Genomic DNA, 18,651 nt, shown 5'->3' on the forward strand with positions numbered 1-18,651 from the left:
CAACCCCCACCAAGGGGACCGGCTCGCTCCGGAGCAACTTTTCAAACTTACACGATGGCTTCCTCCGAGTCAAATCGGCGTTCTTGACTTGATTTCCATGTGGATGCATGTCAACTTCACCGATCTCCACTGGGGAGCTGCGCGGGTACTAACTATACCACCACTTTTCCGGGCTGGCAAAGCCCTCGCCGAGGAGGGCCCTGGAAGCCCGGAATGACGCGGAAGAGGGCCCGGAAACGCGTGGTTTCCGGGCCCTCGAAGGGCTTCCGCGGACTGTTGCTTAGCCCGCCGGCGTGAACCAGGTGGAGCCGAGCGGCGGCAAGGTTACGCTCAGCGACGCAGGCTGTCCGTCCACTCCGGGTGCCGTGGCGGCGAGGCTTCCGGTGTTGACCACGCCTGATCCGCCATAGACCTCGGCATCGGTGTTCAGGACTTCCCGCCACTTCCCGGCCACGGGCACGCCGAGGATGTAGTCCTCGTGCGGGCCGCCCGAGAAGTTCACTGCACAGACGAGCGGCTTGCCCTCGGTGTCCCAGCGGATGAAGGTCAGGACGTTGCGGTTCGAGTCGCCGCCGTTGATCCAGGTGAAGCCGGCGGGCTCATTGTCCTGTTCGTACAGGGCCGGCGTCGAGGCGTAGAGCCCGTTCAGATCGCGGGTCAGCTGCTGCAGTCCGCGGTGCGCCGGGATGTCCGCCAGGAACCAGTCGAGTCCGTGCTGTTCGGACCATTCGGCTTCCTGGCCGAATTCGGTGCCCATGAAGATCAGCTGCTTGCCCGGGTGCGCCCACTGGTAGGCGAGGAAGGCACGCAGGTTGGCCAGCTGCTGCCAGCGGTCACCGGGCATCTTGCGCAGCATGGAGCCCTTGCCGTGCACCACTTCGTCGTGGCTGATGGGCAGCAGGAAGCTCTCCGAGAACGCGTAGATCATGGAGAACGTGATGGTTCCGTGGTGCCAGCTGCGGTTCACCGGGTTCTCGGCGATGTACTTGAGCGAATCGTGCATCCAGCCCATGTTCCACTTCAGGCCAAAGCCGAGTCCGCCGTGGTCCGTGGGTGCGGTCACTCCGGAAAAGGCGGTGGACTCCTCGGCGATGGTCACTGCGCCGGGGTGGGTCTTGTAGATGGTGGCGTTGACTTCCTGCATGAAGGAGATGGCATCGAGGTTCTCCCGGCCGCCGAACTTGTTGGGCGACCACTGGCCGTCTTCGCGCGAGTAGTCCAGGTAGAGCATGGAGGCCACGGCGTCCACGCGAAGTCCATCGATGTGGAATTCATCCAGCCAGTACAGCGCGTTGGCCACCAGGAAGTTCCGGACCTCGGTCCGGCCGAAGTCGAAGATCAGCGTGCCCCAGTCCGGGTGCTCTCCGAGCCTGGGGTCGGCGTGTTCGTAGAGCGCTTCGCCGTCGAAGCGGGCCAGGGCCCATTCGTCCTTGGGGAAGTGTGCCGGGACCCAGTCCAGCAGGACGCCGACCCCTGCCTGGTGCAGGGAATCGACGAGGAAACGAAATTCGTCCGGGTGCCCGAAGCGTGAGGTGGGTGCGTAGTAGGAGGTGACCTGGTAGCCCCACGAGCCGCCGAAGGGGTGCTCTGCAACCGGCATGAACTCGACATGGGTGAAGCCGAGCCACTTGACGTACTCCACGAGCTCCTTGGCCAGCTCCTTGTAGCCGAGGCCCAGGCGCCACGAGCCCAGGTGGACTTCGTAAACGCTCATGGGCGAATTGTGCGGATCGCGGTCGGCTCGGGCGGTCATCCAGGCCGCGTCCTTGAAGCGGTAGTGCGACTCCACCACACGGGATGCCGTCAGCGGCGGAACCTCCGTGCCGAAGGCAAGGGGATCGGCCTTCTCCACCCAGTGACCGGCCTTGGAGAGCAACTCGAACTTGTAGCACGCCCCTGCTACAACACCGGGGACAAAGATTTCCCAGACGCCCGAGGAGCCCAGCGAGCGCAGCGCATGCTGGCGGCCGTCCCAGTCGTTGAAATCGCCCTTGACGCGCACGGCCTGCGCATTGGGAGCCCACACGGCGAACGAGACGCCGTCCACGTCGCCCAGCGCCGAACGGTACCGCTGGACGTGGGCGCCCAGCGTGTCCCAGAGCCGCTCGTGCCGGCCCTCGCCGATCAGGTGCAGGTCAAGCTCACCGACTGTGGGGAGGTAGTGGTAGGGGTCATCCACTGTCAGCGGCTCGCCGCCGTCGTACACAACCTCAAGACGGTAGTCCGGCACGTGCCCGGCCTGGAGCGGTTCCAGGACGACCGTCCAGATGCCGTCGCTCTCGTGCTTCATGGGCGTGGTGCCTGCTTCAGTCACCACGGCCACGGAATCCGCCAAGTGTTTCACCGTACGGACTGTGACATGTCCGTGGTCATCAAGGTGTGCCCCCAGCACGGAGTGCGGAGCATGGTGCGCGCCGGCCGCCACACGGGCCAGGGTCTCGGCGTCCACATGCAAGGGGACGCGGGGCCGTTCGGTACGTGCAGAGCCAGTCATTTCATTACCTTCCGCTGTAGCCGCGGCATGCTTGCCGGGGCTCATGTTGTCGAGGAGTTGTCGCGATGCGTTGGCCGGAATGGGGAGCCACTCCGGCCGGTTCCGCAGCTCGTAAACCACTTCGTATAAGGCCTTGTCCAGCCACAATGCCACAAAGAGTGGAGAGCGGCGGTCTATGGTTCCGGGCGTGACTTCGCCGTAGCCGGCCAGGAATGCCTCGGCGCAGTCGTCCACCCAGCGCGTGGGGATCCTGGCGCCCGGGTTTTCGCGCCCGGCGGCGCCGGCGGCGTAGTCGAAGGAGCGCAGCATGCCGACCACATCGCGCAGCGGCATGTCGGGGAGGTTGCGCTCGGAGATGGGCCGCAGGGGCTCCCCTTCGAAGTCGAGGATGGCCCACCTCCCGGGCCCGCCCGGCACTGCAGGGACCTGCAGGATCTGGCCGAGGTGCAGGTCGCCGTGGATGCGCTGCAGGCGCCCGGCGCCTTGCCCGTCGAGCCGCGCCAGAAGCGTTTCGAGCCTGTCGTCATAGGGCCCGACGGCGGCAGCTGCTTCCGTCCACGAGCGGCGGATGCGCCCTGCTACTGCGGGTGCGATGTCCCTGCCCGGATGCGTTTCCGCGCTGCTTCCCAGGGTGCGCGCGAGCCTGTCGTGGACCGTGGCTGTGGCAACGCCGAGCGCATGGGCTTCTGCGCTGAAGTCGGCGCCCGCTGCTGCTGCGTCAACGGCCAGCCGCCAGGCGTCCAGGCAGCCGTTAAGGAATTCATGGGCCACAGCGAGTTCACCGCTTGCCGTCCCGGCAGGCGTTGCCCAGGATCCGGTGATCCAGCCCAGCGTCGCAGGGACCTCGGAGGTACCGGCCGCGGTCAGTGCGGCGCCAAGCTCCACCTCGGGATTCCGACCGGCGGAAAGGACCCGGAAGATCTTCACCATCGCCGCGCCCGCGCCGTCGTCGACGATCACCGAAGTGTTGGACTGCTCGCCGGACAGGACCCGGACGCCTGATCCCGCTGCCGGGAGCGCAAAGCCGGGCCGGACGAGGTGGCCGCTGGCGGCGCCGTCGGCTGTGGAGCGTTCGTGCTGCATGAGGTCCAGCCACGCCGCGATGAACAGGGGGTCATGCACGGCGTCGTAGATCCAGCGGCGCCCCAGGCCCGGAAGCGTGGCTTCGCCCACCAGCGCAGACCCGGCGTCGTCGAGCGGCGCGGACCTGAAGCTCAAGGGGAGCTGCACGACGTCGGCACGGCCGCCGCCGTCGGCCGTTTGGTAGGACACGGCCGCGAGGACGATGTCCAGCACGGCGTCGCTGCCCAGGTCCCCCAGCGGGAAGCCGCCTACGCGTTCCAGGCCGAAACCGGCGTTCTTGACCGGGAACCAGCGTTTCCCGGGCAGCCATGCCCGGAGCAGTTCCTCCATGGAAGGATCAAAAGTGCCCTGCCTCATCTCATCCTTTGGACGCCACCACAGGGACGGCCTGCGTGTAGGGAGATGTGGGGTTGGAGAAGGCCGAGCGCAAACGGAGCCAGTAGAAGCTGTGGCTGCCGAGCGTCAGCGTCAGCCTGCCGTTGTCCCCGACGGCAGGAAACGGCTGGCCGCCGAACACGTCGCGGAGCCCGCGTCCCGCGTACTCGGGAACGTCCAGTGTGGTGGCCACCGGGTGCTGGGAGAGGTTGAAGACGCACAGAATCGTCTCTGCCTCTTCGCCTTCGGCGTTGCCCTCGCTGAGCTCCCGGACGTAGGCCAGCACCACTTCGTGGTCCGCCTCAACGTGTCGGAAACCGCCCAGGCCAAAGACCGGATGGTTCCGCCGGACGCTGAGCACCTGGCGGGTCCAGCGCAGCAGGGATCCCGAGTGCGCGGCTTCGGCTTCCACGTTGGCCATGCCGTAGTTGTAGACCAGCGACTGGATCACCGGGAGATAGATCTTCCCGGGATCGGCGCTGGAAAAGCCGGCGTTCCGGTCAGGATTCCACTGCATCGGGGTCCGGACGGCGTCGCGGTCATCCAGCCAGATGTTGTCGCCCATGCCGATTTCGTCGCCGTAGTACAGGAACGGGCTGCCCGGCAGGGAGAGCAGCAGGGCGTTGATGAGTTCGATCTCGGCCCGTGAGTTGTCCAGCAGCGGGGCCAGCCGGCGGCGGATGCCGATGTTGGCCCGCATCCGCGGATCCGGGGCATACCAGCCGAGCATGGCCGCCCGTTCGTCCTGGGTGACCATTTCCAGGGTCAGTTCATCGTGGTTGCGCAGGAACGTACCCCACTGCGCGCCCGCCGGGATGTCCGGCGTCTCGCGCAGCGTTTCGATGATGGGGGCGGCCTTCTGGTCCCGCAGCGCGTAGTACAGCCGGGGCATGATGGGGAAATGGAAGGCCATGTGGCATTCCGGTTCCTCCTCCGTGCCGAAGTATTCGACCACCTCGTGGGGAGGCTGGTTTGCCTCGGCGATGATCACGCGGCCGGGGTAGTTTTCGTCCACCATCTTGCGCAGATCGCGCAGGAACGTGTGCGTTGCGGGCAGGTTCTCGCAGTTGGTGCCCTCTTCTTCGAAGAGGTACGGGATGGCGTCCGCCCGGAACCCGTCGATCCCCTGGTCCAGCCAGAAGCGGATCACATCGTAGAGCGATTCCACCACCTTGGGGTTTTCGAAGTTCAGGTCCGGCTGGTGGCTGAAGAAACGGTGCCAGAAGAACTGCCGGCGGATCGGGTCAAAGGTCCAGTTGGACTCCTCCGTGTCCACGAAGATGATGCGCGCGTCCTGGTACTTCTCGTCGGTGTCACTCCAGACATAGAAATCCCCGTACGGCCCGGAGGGGTCCCTGCGGGATTCCTGGAACCACATGTGCTGGTCCGAGGTGTGGTTCAGTGGCAGGTCGATGATGACGCGGACGCCCCGGGCGTGCGCCTCGGCAACGAGCCGCTTGAAATCGCTGATGGTGCCGAACTCGTCCAGGACCGAGTTGTAGTCCGCGATGTCGTAGCCGCCGTCGCGCAGCGGGGAATGGAAGAACGGCGGCAGCCAGAGGCAGTCCACGCCAAGCCACTGCAGGTAGTCCAGCTTGTCGATGAGGCCGTGAAAGTCCCCGGAGCCGTCTCCGTTAGCATCCGCAAATGCCCTGACCAGTACTTCGTAGAAGACCGCTTTCCGGTACCAGTGTGGATCATGCTGGAGACCGGGGGCGCTCAGTTCGAAGGTGTTCTTCGGGGTGAAGTACTGGCCGGGATTCGACGGGGTGAAGCTCACTAAGGTTGCCTCCGGATGCTGAGGATGTGCGCCGGCTCGATGTGGGCGTCAAGCCGTACGTAGTTGTCCCCGCCCCACTCCCAGCTCTGGCCGCTGATCAAATCATCCACCCGGAAGCGTCCGTTTGCACCGGTATCGGCGGGATCCAGCTGCAGGGCAGCCAGATCCAGGGAAACCGTGCTCTCGCGTGCACTGTGCGGGTCCACGTTGACGACGATGATCAGGGTGTCCTTGCTGCCGTCTGGCAGCGTCTTGTGCTTGGAGTAGACGATCGTGGCGTCATCGGTGCTGTGGTGCAGGGTGAGGTTCTGCAGATCGCCCAGCGCGGGGTGCGCCTTGCGAATGGCGTTGAGCCGGGTGATGTACGGCGCCAAGGTATGTCCGGAGGCGGCGGCGCCGTCCCAGTCGCGGTCCTTGTACTCGTACTTCTCGTTGTCGATGTATTCCTCGGCGCCGGGCCTGGCCACGTGCTCATACAGTTCGTAGCCGGCGTAGACGCCCCAGAGCGGGCTGGCCGTGGCCGCGAGCGCGGCGCGGATGCGGAAGGCCGCGGGGCCGCCGTACTGCAGGTACTCGGTGAGGATGTCCGGGGTGTTGACGAAGAAGTTCGGCCGGAAGTAGGCCGGGCTTTCGTGGCTGACCTCGGTGAAGTATTCCTCAAGCTCGGCCTTGGTGTTGCGCCAGGTGAAGTAGGTGTAAGACTGCTGGAAGCCGGCCCGGCCCAGGGCGTGCATCATGGCAGGGCGGGTGAACGCCTCCGCCAGGAACACGACCTCGGGGTGCTTCTTGTTCACCTTGCCGATGAGCCATTCCCAGAACCACACGGGCTTGGTGTGCGGGTTGTCCACGCGGAAGATCTTCACTCCGTGACTGATCCACAGGAACACGATCCGCAGGATCTCCTTGGACAGGCCCTCGGGGTCGTTGTCGAAGTTCAGCGGGAAAATGTCCTGGTACTTCTTGGGCGGGTTTTCCGCATACGCGATGCTGCCGTCCACGCGCGTGGTGAACCATTCGGGGTGCGATTCCACCCAGGGGTGGTCCGGCGCGGCCTGCAGGGCCAGGTCCAGGGCGACCTCGAGGCCGAGTTCGGCAGCACGCGCCACGAAGGCATCGAAATCCTCAAAGGTGCCCAGATCCGGGTGGATGGCGTCGTGCCCGCCTTCCTTGGCGCCGATGGCCCACGGCGAGCCGGGGTCCTGCGGGCCCGGAGTCAGTGTGTTGTTGCGCCCCTTGCGGTGCTGGACGCCGATCGGGTGGATCGGCGGCAGGTAGATGACATCGAAGCCCATGCCGGCCACGGCGTCGAGCCGCTTCGCCGCCGTACGGAAGGTCCCCGACGTCCATTCGCCGGTGGCCCGGTCCAGGACGGCACCTTCGGAGCGGGGGAAGAACTCATACCAGGAGCCGCGGCCAGCAAGCTCGCGCTCAACCAGCAACGGGTACGTTTCGGATACGGCCACGAGTTCGCGGATCGGAAAACGCCCGACGGCGGCAGCCACGTCCGCGCCGAAGCCGGCGCCCAGGCGCTCCTCGGCGGATTTCGCCGTGTCGGCGAGCGCTGCCGCCGCGGCACGGAAGGTGCGCTTGTCCGCGGCGCTGCGTCCGGCGTCGTCGGCTGCTCCCGCAAGGAGGGCGGCACCCTCGGCGAGCATGAGCTCGACGTCGATCCCGGCTTCAACCTTGACCTCGGCGTTGTGGTGCCAGGTGCCGTAGCGGTCGTGCCAGGCCTCGATGACGAACGACCAGGCGCCCGGGGCGGTAGGGGTCAGCAGCCCCTCCCAACGGTCCGTGCCCATGCCGCGCACGCCCGGAGCCGGCGCGAGGCGGACGCGCTGGCGCTCCTTGCCCTTGGGATCGAGCAAGACGGCGGTGACGCCCAGCTGGTCGTGGCCTTCGCGGAACACCGTGGCGCCCACCACCAAGTCCTCGCCCGGCAGGGCCTTGGCGGGAAAGCGGCCATCCTCGATGACCGGCTGCACTGCAGTGATGGGGAACCTGCCGAAGCGGAGCCCGTCTGTAATGTGCGCCTTCGTCTTGGTTTTCGATGGTGAGCTGGCTCGCAAAGTAGTGGTCACAGCCTCGACGTTAGCGACAAAAATCACAGATTGCTAAGGCGCCGTCACATACTCCTGCTTGCAAGGAGTCATTTACCTAAAAGAAACCAAAACCGGTTCCAGCTGTCGTGGGAGTCCGTTAGTGTGGCGCTCGTGAAGGCAATCCGAAGGTTTACAGTCCGTACCGTCCTCCCCGAGTCGATCCGGCCCCTGGCACGGCTCGCGACCAACCTGCGCTGGTCCTGGCACCGGCCCACGCGTGAGCTCTTTGCGGGCCTCAGCCCGGAGCTCTGGGAAGAGAGCCATCACGACCCCATCGCCCTGCTGGGTTCGATCAGCCGGGAAAAGCTGGAGGAGCTGGCCGCCGACAGCGGAGTCGTTGAGCGCATCCAGTCCGCGGCTGCCGACCTGGACCGCTACCTCAGCCAGCCCCGCTGGTACCAGGGCCTGGGCGAGGACGCACCCGCCTGCATTGCCTACTTCTCGCCCGAGTTCGGCATCACCGAGGTGCTCCCCCAGTACTCCGGCGGCCTCGGCATCCTGGCCGGCGACCACCTCAAGGCCGCCTCGGACCTGGGCGTGCCCCTGATCGGCGTCGGGCTCCTGTACCAGGCCGGCTACTTCAAGCAGTCGCTGTCCCGCGACGCCTGGCAGCAGGAAACGTACCCGGTCCTGGACCCGGACGGCCTGCCCCTGACGCTGCTGCGCCAGCACTCCAAGGGCGGCGTCCCGGGCAAGCCGGTACAGATTTCCCTCCCGCTGCCCAACGGCCGCACGCTCCACGCGCACGTCTGGCGTGCCGACGTCGGGCGTGTGCCGCTGCTGCTGCTGGACTCCAACGTTCCGGCCAACGACGACGCCGCCCGCGGCATCACCGACCGCCTGTACGGCGGCGGCGGAGACCACCGCCTGCAGCAGGAGCTGCTGCTCGGCATGGGCGGCGTCAAGGCGCTGCGCGTCTACCAGCAGCTCACCGGCACCCCCGCACCCGAAGTCTTCCACACCAACGAAGGCCACGCCGGCTTCCTGGGCATCGAACGCATCCAGGAGGCCATGGCGGACCCCAACGAACCGCTCACCTGGGACGAAGCCCTGGCCGCCGGCCGCGCCTCCACGGTGTTCACCACGCACACCCCGGTCCCTGCCGGCATCGACCGCTTCGAGACCGTGCAGATCAAGCACTTCTTCGAAGCCGGACTGGCGCCCGCGGTGCCCACCGAGAAGATCCTGGAACTGGGACGCGAAAACTACGACGGCGGCAACCCGTCCGTGTTCAACATGGCCGTCATGGGGCTCCGCCTCGCCCAGCGCGCCAACGGTGTGGCCAAGCTGCACGGCGTGGTCTCCCGGGAAATGTTCGCCGGGCTCTGGCCGGGATTCGACCACTCCGAAATCCCCATCACCTCGGTGACCAACGGCGTCCACGTGCCCACCTGGGTGGACCCGCGGATCGCCATGCTGGCCCGTGAGCAGTTCGGCTCCGAGGCCGAGGCCCTGGGCCGCTGGGACCTCGCCTACAACGTCAGCGACGAAGATGTTTGGGCCATGCGCCGGCAGCTGCGCGCGTCCTTGGTCGAGGATGTGCGGCGCCGGCTGCGGGCCTCGTGGAAGAAGCGCGGGGCCGCCGACGCCGAACTGGGCTGGACCGACACTGTGCTGGACCCGGATGTGCTGACCATCGGCTTCGCCCGCCGCGTGCCCACCTACAAGCGCCTGACGCTCATGCTGCGTGACCCCAAGCGGCTCAAGGCCCTGCTCCTCGACCCCCAGCACCCCATCCAGCTCGTCATCGCGGGCAAGTCCCACCCGGCCGACGACGCCGGCAAGAAGATGATCCAGGACCTGGTCCGCTTCACCGACGACCCCGCGGTCCGGCACCGGATCGTGTTCCTGCCCAACTACGACATCGCCATGGCACGGACCCTGTTCCCCGGCTGCGATGTATGGCTGAACAACCCGCTGCGCCCGCTGGAAGCCTGCGGCACGTCCGGCATGAAGGCCGCCATCAACGGTTCCCTCAACCTCTCCGTGCTGGACGGCTGGTGGGACGAGATGTACGACGGCGAGAACGGCTGGGCGATCCCGACGGCCAACAACGGCGCGTCCAGCGAGGAACGCGACGACATCGAAGCCGCGGCCCTGTACGAACTCCTGGAAACCCAGGTCGCCCCGCGCTTCTACGGCTCCACGGTGTCCGACGGCGCCGGCGCGGCCGGGCCCTCCCAGCCGCGGCCGGAGGCCGTCCCGACGCACTGGGTGTCCATGATCAAGCACACCCTGGCCCACCTGGGCCCGGCCGTCTCCGCCGAGCGCATGCTGCAGGACTACGTCAACACGCTGTACCGCCCCGCAGCCGTATCAGGACGCCGGGCCGCGGCTGAGTCCTTCAAGGAAGCCAAGGGACTCGCCGCCTGGACGTCCAAGGTCCGCGCCGCCTGGCCGCAGCTCATGGTGGAACACGTGGACTCCGTGGGCGTCTCCGAGGAACCGCAGATCGGCGACACCCTGCAGGTCAACGCCTACGTCGCCCTGCACAACCTCACCCCGGACGACGTGTCCGTGGAGGTGGCCTACGGGCGGGCCGAGGAGTCCGACGAACTCGAGGAAGTCACTGTGGCCGAGCTGGGCGCCCTGGAGAACCTCGGCAACGGCCGCCACCTGTTCAGCGGCTCCGTGGTGATCAACCGCTCCGGCTCCTTCGGCTACACCGTGCGGGTCTTCCCGAAGCATTCGGCGCTGGCGTCCAAGGCCGAACTGGGGCTGATCGTCAACGCCTAAGCCGTTTCCAGACATCCGCCGGATGTCAGTCATCCTCCGCGTGCTAGCTCGTTCCTCGCTTTTGACGCACGCTTCCGGATAACTGACATCCGGCGTTCGTTTTGTGGAAAGCGCCGTTGGCGGTTGGCGACGTTAGTTTTGGAAGACCGCGATTACTGCGAGGTCGCGGCCTGAGTAGGATTCGGCGTCCTGGAGGATTTCGCAGACCACTCCGAAGGAACGGTCCGTGCGGTAGGCCGCCGGGACCTGCCAGATCAGGGTGACCGGGGCTTCGCCGTCTTCTGACAGGGAGTCGGCGAAGTCATGCAGGGAGTCGTTGAGGGCGTCGAGGTTCACGCCATAGTATTCGGGAAAGTCGAGGACCTGGCCGAAGACCTCCAGGACTGCCTTCTTGCTGTCGGCGGGGGGCACCAGGACCGTGCGGCGGCCGGCGTCGCTGACCTGCTGCTGAAGTTCCTCGATCGTCCAAGTGTCTGCTGAATAGATCTTCATGGGCTCCTACTTGCCTTCGACGATGAACTTGAACGATTCGTAGTGGTCCGGCGTGTAGTACTTGGCGCCGTCCTTGCCGGCGATGATCCGGCGTGGACCGCGGTCCGACTCACCGGGAGTCTTCACTGTGTATTCCCTTGTAGTATCCACCGGATTTCTTCGGCAGCTGCGAGGCGTTGACGGCCGCCAGACCCGAGGACGAGAACAACGACGGCGATGACAAGTCCCGCCAAGGCAAGCAGCCTGCTGCTGCTCCGCTTCATGTGATGGATCCCTAGGTGCGGTAGATGTTGATGGTGTTGGCTTGCAGGATATCCCGCTCGCCGGAAGCCACCAAGGCGCCCTGTCTGCGCTCGTGGAGTTCGGAGGTGGTGAAGCGGAGCTCGAACATGCGTTTGCCGACGCCGGACTCGCTCAGGATCTCGGGCAGGACGATCTTGAGGTCGTTCTTGCTCCCGTTGACCACGATCAGGCCGCGGATTTCGCTGTCCTCGGCGCCCATCAGGAGCTGCACCACCCGCAGTGCAGGGTCATGCCAGCGGGTGGGCGTCATCCGCTTGCCCTTGTCATCAAACCACTGCAGGAAAGAGTCGTCCGCCTTCGCGGGAAAATCCCAGGGCTGGTGCCGGAGGAAGGACCTGCGCAGCTCAATGAGCTCCTTGGTGGTCCGGAGGATGGCGCTGGACTCGTGCGACATGCCCCAGTCGAGCCACGCCATGTGGTTGTCCTGGCAGTAGGCGTTGTTGTTGCCGTTCTGTGTTCGACCCAGTTCATCGCCGGCCGTGATCATGGGGACCCCGACCGACATGATCAAGGTGGTCAGCAGGTTCCGGATGGACAGCCCCCGGGCAGCAACCACCGCCCCGTTCTCCGTGCGGCCCTCGACACCGTGGTTGTAGCTGCGGTTGTCGCCATGGCCGTCCCGGTTCTCCTCCCCGTTGTCCTCGTTGTGTTTGCGGTCGTAGCGGACCAAGTCCATCAGCGTGAAGCCGTCATGGGCGGTGATGAGGTTGATCGAGGCCAGGCGCGAACGGCCGGACTGCGCGAAGAGGCCGGCCGAACCGGAAAGGGCGTCGGCGAGCAAAGTGACAGGACTGCCGTGCCCGCCCGATTCGATGGCAGCACGGTCGGACAGCCAGAAGCGCCGAACGCCGTCGCGGAAGTGGTCGTTCCAGTCCGCCCAGCCCTCCGGGAACCGCCCCGTCTGCCAGCCGTCGTACCCCACATCCCAAGGTTCGGCGATGAGCTTGACCTTGGACAGAACCGGATCCTCGGCGATCCCGGTGAGGAACGGATGCCGGGGGTCGAACTGGTTGCCCTCGTTGCGGCACAGGGTCACGGCCAGGTCGAAGCGGAAGCCATCAATATGGAACTCGTTCACCCAGTACCGCAGCGAATCGAGGGCCATCCCGACCACCGCGGGATCGCTGAAATCGAGCGTATTGCCGCAGCCGGTGGTGTCCAGGTAGCGGCCGTGGGCGTCGTGCCGGTAGTAGCGGCCCTCGGCCAGGCCGCGGAAACTCAGCGCGGGCCCGTCCGGCCCGGCCTCGGCCGTGTGGTTGTAGACGACGTCGAGAAGGACCTCGATGCCGGCGGCATGCAGGAGTTTCACCATGCCCTTGAGCTCGTCCTGCACCGCGTGCGGTCCGGCGTTGCGGGCCGCTTCCGTGGCGTAGTCCGCGTGCGGCGCGAAGAAGGCGGCCGTGTTGTAGCCCCAGTAGTTGGTCAGGCCAAGGTCCTGGAGATGCGCCTCGTCGAGGTGGAAGTGCACCGGAAGCAGCTGGACGGCGGTCACGCCCAGCTCGCTCAGATGCTTGATCATGGCCGGGTGGGCCATACCGGCGTACGTGCCGCGGAGGTGCTCGGGGATGCCTGGGTGCAGCATGGACTGGCCGCGGACGTGTGCCTCGTAGATGATGGTGCTGCGCATGGGAATGCGCCGGGCGAAGTCGTCGCCCCAGTCAAAAGCGGAATCCATGCAGACACTGGTGAGGAATTCGCCCCGTTGGTCCACGGCCCGGCCGTAAGGATCCAGCAGCAGCGGCTGGCCGCCGTCGGTGGCCTCGGCCATGGCATCGAAGTCCGGTGCCGGGACGGACAGGGGGAGCCCGCCCTCTCCGGGTGCGGCGCGGAAGCCGTACCGGGTGCCTGGCGGCATGCCCCCGACAATCCCGAAGTGCACGCCGTCTTCCTGGTAAGGAAGTGTATGGGCGCGCCACCCCTCGCCCGGGGCCTGGTAGGCGAGCTCAACGTGCCTCAGGTCCGGGGCGAAGACGGCCACGTTCACGGAGTCCGGAGCAGGCTCCTCGGCGTACGGAAGCCCGGGCTGGGGGATGCTCAGTCCGAGCGGCGAGGGCCGCGATGCGCCCAAGGTGGATGCTGTGTCAATAATCGGCATAACCATTGATTGCAAGCTTAGTTCCCGGCCTCGGAACTGCGCTGCTGGCCGCTCATGTGACGATCCTCCCGGCACGTCAGTTCCGGTATCCCGGGCAGTACCGCACCGGCCGAATGTGCCGTTCACATGCTGAAATATCCCGCCGGACGAGTGATTCGGCCATTCGGTGACGTGGCAGCCGGCGCCTTTTGTTTCGCCGGGCCGGCACCGTGCACCCCGTTTGCCGTTGCATACTTTACGGGTACACCAAACTGGAGGTAACTGTGCGTGTAGCACTCGCTCAAGTCATTACCGGCCGTGATCTCGCCGGGAACCTCTCACTCCTGGAGGACTACGCCCGGCGTGCCAAGGACGGCGGAGCCGAACTGGTGGTCTTCCCCGAGGCCACCATGCGGGCGTTCGGGAATTCGCTCGTGGACATCGCCGAGCCGCTCGACGGACCGTGGGCCACCCGGGTGCGCGAGATCGCCGCGGAGCTGCATATCGTCATCGTTGCCGGCATGTTCACGCCCGGCACGGGCGGCACCGGAACGGCCGGGTCCAAGGTCCGCAACACACTGATCGCCACCGGCCCCGACGTCGACGCAAGCTACGACAAGATCCACCTCTTCGACGCCTTCGGCTTCGCCGAGTCGGACACCGTCGATCCCGGCACCGAGCCCGTCACCTTCGAGGCCGGCGGTCTGACCTTTGGCCTGGCAACCTGCTACGACATCCGATTCCCGGCCCTTTTCACGGCCAACGCCCTGCGGGGCGCGGTGGCCAACATCGTCTGCGCGTCCTGGGGATCCGGTCCGGGCAAGGCCGAGCAGTGGCAGCTCCTGGCCCGCGCCCGCGCCGTGGACACCACCACATTCGTGCTGGCCTGCGGCCAGGGCGACCCCGTGACCCAAGGCATCGAGCCCAAGGGCGCTGCCCCCACCGGAGTGGGGTACTCCGCCGTCGTTTCCCCCTTGGGCCAGGTGCTTGAAGCCCTCGACGCCGAACCGGGCCTCCTCTTCGCCGAACTGGACCCCGCCGTCGTCGAGGAAGCCAGAACGAAACTTCCCGTCCTGGCCAACCGCCGCGAATTCCAATAAGAACAGCAACGCTCCCCCACCGAGAGGTGAGAGAGCGTTGCAGCTTTAAGCCCCAAAAGTGAGAGAGCGTTGGCGGCGCGGCCGGCATCCGGAAGCGTGCGTCAAAGCGACGAAGGAGCAGCACGCGGAGGATGGCGGTCGTGCCGCCACCCACCGCACCACTGAGCCTACTTAGCCGCGCGCTGCCTTGAGACTTCGTACAGGGAGATGCCCACCGCCATGGAGGCGTTGAGCGATTCCATGGCGGAGTCGATCGGGATGGAGACGATCTGGTCGCAGTTTTCGCGCACCAGGCGGCTGAGGCCCTTGCCTTCGGAGCCGACCACGATGCAGACAGGCTCGGTGGCCACGGTCAGATCGGGCAGCGAGACATCGCCCTCGCCGTCCAGGCCGAGCACGTAGATGCCCATGTTCTTGAACTGCTTGAGGGCGTTGTTCAGGTTGGCCGCGCGTGCCACGGGGACGCGGACGGCCGCACCTGCGCTGGTCTTCCAGGCGGAGGCTGTGACGCCCACGGAGCGGCGCTCGGGAACGATCACGCCGTGGCCGCTGAAGGCCGAGACGGAGCGGATGATGGCGCCCAGGTTGCGGGGGTCGGTGATGCCGTCCAGTGCCACGAAGATGGGGGCGTTGGAGACATGCCCCTTCTTCCACTTGGCGATGGTTTCCTCGGCGAGGTCGTAGGCGTCCTGGTACTCGTACGGCGGGATCTGCAGCACGAGGCCCTGGTGGACGGCTTCCTCGGTCATGCGGTCCAGTTCCGGCTTCCCGGTTTCCAGCAGCGGGATGCCGCGCTCGGCCGCAAGCTTCAGGGACTCCTTGACGCGGTCGTCCATCTCGATGCGGATGGCGACGTGCAGGGCCTTGGCCGGGATGCCGGCGCGCAGTGCCTCGACGACGGAGTTGCGGCCCGTGACCATCTCTTCCGTGGCACGGCCCTTGGGGCCGGAGCGTGCGCCGGCGCCGCCGGGGCGGGTGCCCGTGCCGCGCTTGGCAGCCGAGCGCTCAGCCAACTGCTTGTTCTTGTGCGCCTTGTGGTAGGTGCGGTCTTCCGCCTTGGGCGTGGGACCCTTGCCCTCCAGGGCCTTGCGGCCGTGGCCACCGGTTCCGGTAGTGGGGCCCTTCTTCTTCTTGACCGACCGGCGACCGTTGTTGGCCATGAGTTTCCATCCTTGATTTTGTGAGTAAGTCTGCTATCCAGTCTACTGAATCAAGTTAAATCGAGATTCCGCGGCTTTCTCAGTCCCTTTTGAGGCTCCAACTCGCGCCGTCCGCACCATCTTCGACCACGATTCCGGCGGCCGCGAGGGTGTCGCGGATGGCGTCGGACGCCGCCCAGTTCTTGTTGGCCCGTGCCTCGGCACGCGCCGCCAGCTGGGCCTCGACCAGGACCTCGAGGGCCTGCGAGAGCTGCGGGTTGTCCTGCGCCTCGCCCTGGACATCGTTCAGGCCCAGGACCGTGGTCATGGCCATGACGGCGCGCAGGGCCTGCTGGGCACCAGCGTCGTCCCCGGCCGCCAGCGCCGTGTTGCCGGCCCGGACGGTCTCGTGCAGCACGCCCAAGGCCTGCGGCACGTTCAGGTCGTCGTCCATCGCCGTGCCGAAGGCCTCCGGCACGGTGTTCGATTCCGCGTGGGCGGTAAAGTCCCCGCCAAACTTCCTGGCAGCCTTGGCGATGAAGCCGTAGATGCGTTCGACGGCGGCCGCCGCCTCCTGCAGCGAAGTAGGACGGTAGTCAAGGATGGAGCGGTACTGGGCCTGGCCAAGGTAGTAGCGGACCACCCGGGCCGATGCGAGCGACAGCATCTCGGCCGGGCTCACCGTGTTGCCGATGGACTTGGACATCTTTTCACCCTCATAGGTGACCATGCCGTTGTGCATCCAGAAGTTCGCGAAGTCATCGCCCGCGGCCTGCGACTGGGCCATTTCGTTTTCGTGGTGCGGGAAGCGCAGGTCGAGTCCGCCGCCATGGATATCGAACCGCGTGCCAAGGTACTTGGTGACCATCGCCGAGCATTCCAGGTGCCAGCCGGGGCGGCCGGCGCCCCACGGCGATGCCCAGCTTGCCGAGGACGGCTCGCCGTCCTTGTAACCCTTCCACAGCGCAAAGTCGCGGGGATCCTTCTTGCCGCGGGGATCGGCGTCGGGGGCTCCCTGCATGTCATCGATGTTCTGGCGCGTCAGGGACCCGTACTTGCTCCAGGAGCGGACGTCGAAGTAGACGTCGCCGGAGCCGTCCAGCGCCGGGTAGGCGTGGCCGCGGTCGATGAGGCGCTGGATGAGTGCGTGCATTTCCGGGATGTGGCCGGTGGCGCGCGGCTCGTACGTGGGACGGCCGACGCCGAGGGCGTCGTAGGCCTGCTCGAATTCCTGCTCGTAGCGGTAGGCCAGCGCCCACCATTCCTCGGCCTGCTTCGCCGACGGTTCCTCAGCCCAGTCCGGGCCGAACGACTGCTCGGACCTGGCCAGGATCTTGTCGTCGATGTCCGTGACGTTGCGGACCACGGTGACCCGCAGGCCGCGGTATTCGAGCCAGCGCGTCAGCTGGTCGAAGGCGATCGCGGACCTGACGTGGCCCACGTGCGGCATGCCCTGGACCGTGGCCCCGCAGTAGTACACGCTGGCCGTGCCGGCTTCGAGGGGAACGAAGTCGCGGACTTCGGCGGAGGCAGTGTCGTAAAAGCGCAGGGTCACCGCTCCAGATTAGCCGATGCCCGCCGCCATACGGCCTGCTGCCACTGCAGCGGAGAGAACGACGGCGGTGCGCGGCTTGCTCATGCGGGTTCTCCTGCGGGGGCGGCCGGGACGGTGCAGACGAGCGCCGTGGCCACGGCCGAGATGCCTTCGCCCCGGCCGGTGAAGCCCAGGCCGTCGCTAGTGGTGGCAGTGACGCTGACCGGCGCGCCGACGGCCTCGCTGAGGACGCGCTGGGATTCCTCGCGGCGGGGACCGAACTTGGGCCGGTTCGCCACGAACTGCACGGCCACATTGCCGATCTCGAAGCCGGCCGCCCGGACGATCCGGGCTGCCTCGCCGAGGAGGGTCACGCCGGAGGCACCCGCAAGTTCGGGCCGGTCGGTGCCGAAGTGGGTTCCGAGGTCGCCGATGCCGCAGGCCGAAAAGAGGGCGTCGGCCGCGGCGTGGGCCACGCAGTCGCCGTCGGAGTGGCCCGCCAGTCCGCGCTCTCCCTCCCAGAACAAGCCGCCGAGCCACAGGGGCCGGGGGTCGTCGTCGGACGCATAGGCGTGCACGTCCACGCCGATTCCGGTGCGCGGCAGCAGCATGTGTCCTCCTGCGGTGTTGGGGGCGGCGGGTGCGGCCATCAGCCTTCCACCCAGCGGATCCCGAGAGGCCCTTCGAGCAGGCCCTCGGCGATGATCAGGTCCAGCGGGGTGGTGATCTTCAGGGACTGGCTGGCCCCGCGGACGGCATGCACGGGAACACCCAGGAGTTCCACGAGCATGGCGTCGTCAGTGACAGCCGCCGATTGGGCGTCGTCGAACAGCAGGGCGGCATCGTGGGCGCGCCGCAGGGTTGCCACCTCGAAGCCCTGGGGCGTCTGGACAGCGCGGAGTGCCTCGCGGGGCGCCGTTCCCGTGACGAGCTCGGGGGCGACGGCGGCGTCGTCGCCATGGGTCTCGATGACCGTCTTGACGGTATCCACCACCGGAATCGCCGGGATGACTGCCTTCGCACCGGCGGCCAAGGCGTCCGCAACCCGGTGGAAGACACGCTCCGGGGTCAGGGCACGGGCCGCGTCATGCACGAGTACGGCTTCGGTGCCGTCCAGCAAGGCCGCGAGGGCTGAGCGGACGGAATCCGAACGCGTGGAACCGCCGTCGACCACTGTGATCTGGGTGCTTGAGTCGCCGAGCTCGGCGGCGAACGCGGCGCACAGGGCGCGGAGCTGAGTATCGCCCTTCGGAACGGCCACGCAGATCTGCCGGGCGACGTCCGCCGCGGCCACACCGCGCAGCGCGTGGGTGAGGATCGTTTCGCCGCCCAGGGGCACCTTTGCCTTGGGCATGCCGTAGCCGAGCCGTTCACCGGAGCCTGCCGCGACCACGATGACGGCGGTGACCGGACGCTTTGCTGGATTAGTCATGCGCCCCAGT

Annotated in this window: 11 protein-coding genes and 1 pseudogene; 2 read left to right on the top strand and 10 right to left on the bottom strand. The window is 66.8% G+C overall.

All coding sequences use genetic code 11. The annotated features are described in order from the left end of the window. Nucleotides 1-280: 280 nt before the first annotated feature. The 3 genes from J1902_RS12420 to J1902_RS12430 are packed head-to-tail and all read right to left on the bottom strand — an operon-like array spanning nucleotide 281 to nucleotide 7,810. Nucleotides 281-3,934, bottom strand: coding sequence for a 1,4-alpha-glucan branching enzyme (locus J1902_RS12420; protein WP_207616566.1), 3,654 nt, complete (start codon nucleotides 3,932-3,934; stop codon nucleotides 281-283). A gap of 1 nt (nucleotide 3,935) precedes the next feature. Next, entirely contained in the window at nucleotides 3,936-5,732 is a 1,797-nt protein-coding gene (gene treS, locus J1902_RS12425; protein ID WP_207616567.1) for a maltose alpha-D-glucosyltransferase, read from the bottom strand. Further along, a complete protein-coding gene (locus J1902_RS12430) occupies nucleotides 5,732-7,810 on the bottom strand; it encodes an alpha-1,4-glucan--maltose-1-phosphate maltosyltransferase (RefSeq protein ID WP_307794441.1) in 2,079 nt (692 codons plus the stop codon). Before J1902_RS12430 ends, treS begins: the two co-directional genes overlap by 1 nt. Before the next feature lie 132 nt (nucleotides 7,811-7,942). Here J1902_RS12430 and glgP point away from each other — a divergent pair, with 132 nt between their 5' ends. Then, nucleotides 7,943-10,567 carry an alpha-glucan family phosphorylase gene (gene glgP / locus J1902_RS12435; RefSeq protein ID WP_207616569.1) on the top strand — a complete coding sequence of 875 codons (2,625 nt, stop codon included), beginning with the start codon at nucleotides 7,943-7,945 and terminating at the stop codon, nucleotides 10,565-10,567. A 132-nt stretch (nucleotides 10,568-10,699) separates the two neighbouring features. Here glgP and J1902_RS12440 read toward each other — a convergent pair whose 3' ends face one another. From J1902_RS12440 to glgX, 3 genes and pseudogenes are all read right to left on the bottom strand, one after another. Then, nucleotides 10,700-11,059: a barstar family protein gene (locus tag J1902_RS12440; protein WP_207616570.1), complete on the bottom strand. Its 360-nt coding sequence runs from the start codon at nucleotides 11,057-11,059 to the stop codon at nucleotides 10,700-10,702. A 6-nt stretch (nucleotides 11,060-11,065) separates the two neighbouring features. Further along, a pseudogene (locus J1902_RS12445) lies at nucleotides 11,066-11,225 on the bottom strand (ribonuclease domain-containing protein); the annotation flags it as partial. 108 nt (nucleotides 11,226-11,333) lie between these two features. After that, complete coding sequence (gene glgX / locus J1902_RS12450) at nucleotides 11,334-13,463, bottom strand: glycogen debranching protein GlgX (protein ID WP_207616571.1); 2,130 nt, start codon at nucleotides 13,461-13,463, stop codon at nucleotides 11,334-11,336. A 257-nt stretch (nucleotides 13,464-13,720) separates the two neighbouring features. Here glgX and J1902_RS12455 point away from each other — a divergent pair, with 257 nt between their 5' ends. Beyond that, a complete protein-coding gene (locus tag J1902_RS12455) occupies nucleotides 13,721-14,536 on the top strand; it encodes a carbon-nitrogen hydrolase family protein (RefSeq protein ID WP_207616572.1) in 816 nt (271 codons plus the stop codon). A gap of 167 nt (nucleotides 14,537-14,703) precedes the next feature. On the opposite strand, the gene rlmB is transcribed toward J1902_RS12455, so the two are convergent. The 4 genes from rlmB to ispD all read right to left on the bottom strand — a co-directional run bounded on the left by rlmB (nucleotide 14,704) and on the right by ispD (nucleotide 18,641). Further along, complete coding sequence (gene rlmB, locus J1902_RS12460) at nucleotides 14,704-15,696, bottom strand: 23S rRNA (guanosine(2251)-2'-O)-methyltransferase RlmB (protein WP_207616573.1); 993 nt, start codon at nucleotides 15,694-15,696, stop codon at nucleotides 14,704-14,706. A 79-nt stretch (nucleotides 15,697-15,775) separates the two neighbouring features. After that, nucleotides 15,776-17,230 carry a cysteine--tRNA ligase gene (gene cysS / locus J1902_RS12465; RefSeq protein ID WP_207616574.1) on the bottom strand — a complete coding sequence of 485 codons (1,455 nt, stop codon included), beginning with the start codon at nucleotides 17,228-17,230 and terminating at the stop codon, nucleotides 15,776-15,778. Between the two features lie 80 nt (nucleotides 17,231-17,310). Next, nucleotides 17,311-17,820 (bottom strand): 2-C-methyl-D-erythritol 2,4-cyclodiphosphate synthase, encoded by a 510-nt coding sequence (ispF, locus tag J1902_RS12470; protein WP_207616647.1) that lies wholly within the window; start codon nucleotides 17,818-17,820, stop codon nucleotides 17,311-17,313. 38 nt (nucleotides 17,821-17,858) lie between these two features. Further along, nucleotides 17,859-18,641 carry a 2-C-methyl-D-erythritol 4-phosphate cytidylyltransferase gene (gene ispD / locus J1902_RS12475; RefSeq protein ID WP_207616575.1) on the bottom strand — a complete coding sequence of 261 codons (783 nt, stop codon included), beginning with the start codon at nucleotides 18,639-18,641 and terminating at the stop codon, nucleotides 17,859-17,861. Between the last annotated feature and the right edge of the window lie 10 nt (nucleotides 18,642-18,651).

This window comes from Arthrobacter cavernae, from assembly GCF_017368795.1.
Taxonomy (GTDB): domain Bacteria; phylum Actinomycetota; class Actinomycetes; order Actinomycetales; family Micrococcaceae; genus Arthrobacter; species Arthrobacter cavernae.

Excerpts from the sequence above, each read along its gene's own strand:
- rlmB (WP_207616573.1), bottom strand. The coding sequence starts at position 15,696 with ATGGCCAACAACGGTCGCCGGTCGGTCAAGAAGAAGAAGGGCCCCACT.
- J1902_RS12440 (WP_207616570.1), bottom strand. The coding sequence starts at position 11,059 with ATGAAGATCTATTCAGCAGACACTTGGACGATCGAGGAACTTCAGCAG.
- glgX (WP_207616571.1), bottom strand. The coding sequence starts at position 13,463 with ATGGTTATGCCGATTATTGACACAGCATCCACCTTGGGCGCATCGCGG.
- J1902_RS12420 (WP_207616566.1), bottom strand. The coding sequence starts at position 3,934 with ATGAGGCAGGGCACTTTTGATCCTTCCATGGAGGAACTGCTCCGGGCA.
- ispF (WP_207616647.1), bottom strand. The coding sequence starts at position 17,820 with ATGCTGCTGCCGCGCACCGGAATCGGCGTGGACGTGCACGCCTATGCG.
- ispD (WP_207616575.1), bottom strand. The coding sequence starts at position 18,641 with ATGACTAATCCAGCAAAGCGTCCGGTCACCGCCGTCATCGTGGTCGCG.